This is a genomic window from Pseudomonas sp. SZ57, from assembly GCF_009495975.1.
Lineage (GTDB): Bacteria > Pseudomonadota > Gammaproteobacteria > Pseudomonadales > Pseudomonadaceae > Aquipseudomonas > Aquipseudomonas syringae.
This window is the reverse complement of record NZ_WIBD01000050.1, coordinates 1-1722: the sequence shown is the minus strand read 5'-3', so window position 1 is coordinate 1722 and position 1722 is coordinate 1. Positions and strand designations below refer to the sequence as shown.

Below are 1722 nucleotides of genomic sequence, written 5' to 3'. Positions count from 1 at the left end.
TGAATGTTGATTTCTAGTCTTTGATTAGATCGTTCTTTAAAAATTTGGGTATGTGATAGAAAGAAATATAGACCGGGCACCTCTTTCACTGGTGCGTGTCCGGGCTAAGGTAAAGTTTGTGAAATGCAAACTTTCGGCGAATGTCGTCTTCACAGTATAACCAGATTGCTTGGGGTTATATGGTCAAGTGAAGAAGCGCATACGGTGGATGCCTTGGCAGTCAGAGGCGATGAAAGACGTGGTAGCCTGCGAAAAGCTTCGGGGAGTCGGCAAACAGACTGTGATCCGGAGATATCTGAATGGGGGAACCCAGCCATCATAAGATGGTTATCTTGTACTGAATACATAGGTGCAAGAGGCGAACCAGGGGAACTGAAACATCTAAGTACCCTGAGGAAAAGAAATCAACCGAGATTCCCTTAGTAGTGGCGAGCGAACGGGGACCAGCCCTTAAGTTGTATTGAGATTAGCGGAACACTCTGGAAAGGGTGGCCATAGTGGGTGATAGCCCTGTACGCGAAAATCCCTTTGCAATGAAATCGAGTAGGACGGGGCACGAGAAACCTTGTCTGAATATGGGGGGACCATCCTCCAAGGCTAAATACTACTGACTGACCGATAGTGAACCAGTACCGTGAGGGAAAGGCGAAAAGAACCGCGGAGAGCGGAGTGAAATAGATCCTGAAACCGTATGCGTACAAGCAGTGGGAGCCCACTTTGTTGGGTGACTGCGTACCTTTTGTATAATGGGTCAGCGACTTATTTTCAGTGGCGAGCTTAACCGAATAGGGGAGGCGTAGCGAAAGCGAGTCTTAATAGGGCGTCTAGTCGCTGGGAATAGACCCGAAACCGGGCGATCTATCCATGGGCAGGTTGAAGGTTGGGTAACACTAACTGGAGGACCGAACCGACTACCGTTGAAAAGTTAGCGGATGACCTGTGGATCGGAGTGAAAGGCTAATCAAGCTCGGAGATAGCTGGTTCTCCTCGAAAGCTATTTAGGTAGCGCCTCATGTATCACTGTAGGGGGTAGAGCACTGTTTCGGCTAGGGGGTCATCCCGACTTACCAAACCGATGCAAACTCCGAATACCTACAAGTGCCGAGCATGGGAGACACACGGCGGGTGCTAACGTCCGTCGTGAAAAGGGAAACAACCCAGACCGTCAGCTAAGGTCCCAAAGTCATGGTTAAGTGGGAAACGATGTGGGAAGGCTTAGACAGCTAGGAGGTTGGCTTAGAAGCAGCCACCCTTTAAAGAAAGCGTAATAGCTCACTAGTCGAGTCGGCCTGCGCGGAAGATGTAACGGGGCTCAAACCATGCACCGAAGCTACGGGTATCATCTTTTGATGATGCGGTAGAGGAGCGTTCTGTAAGCCTGTGAAGGTGAGTTGAGAAGCTTGCTGGAGGTATCAGAAGTGCGAATGCTGACATGAGTAACGACAATGGGTGTGAAAAACACCCACGCCGAAAGACCAAGGTTTCCTGCGCAACGTTAATCGACGCAGGGTTAGTCGGTCCCTAAGGCGAGGCTGAAAAGCGTAGTCGATGGAAAACAGGTTAATATTCCTGTACTTCTGGTTATTGCGATGGAGGGACGGAGAAGGCTAGGCCAGCCTGGCGTTGGTTGTCCAGGTTTAAGGTGGTAGGCTGAGATCTTAGGTAAATCCGGGATCTTAAGGCCGAGAGCTGATGACGAGTGTTCTTTTAGAACACGAAGTG

Annotated in this window: 1 rRNA gene; it reads left to right on the top strand. The window is 49.8% G+C overall.

Annotated elements, in window-relative coordinates:
- Positions 1-181 precede the first annotated feature (181 nt).
- Positions 182-1722: ribosomal RNA gene (locus tag GE543_RS26940) — 23S ribosomal RNA — on the top strand; the annotation flags it as partial.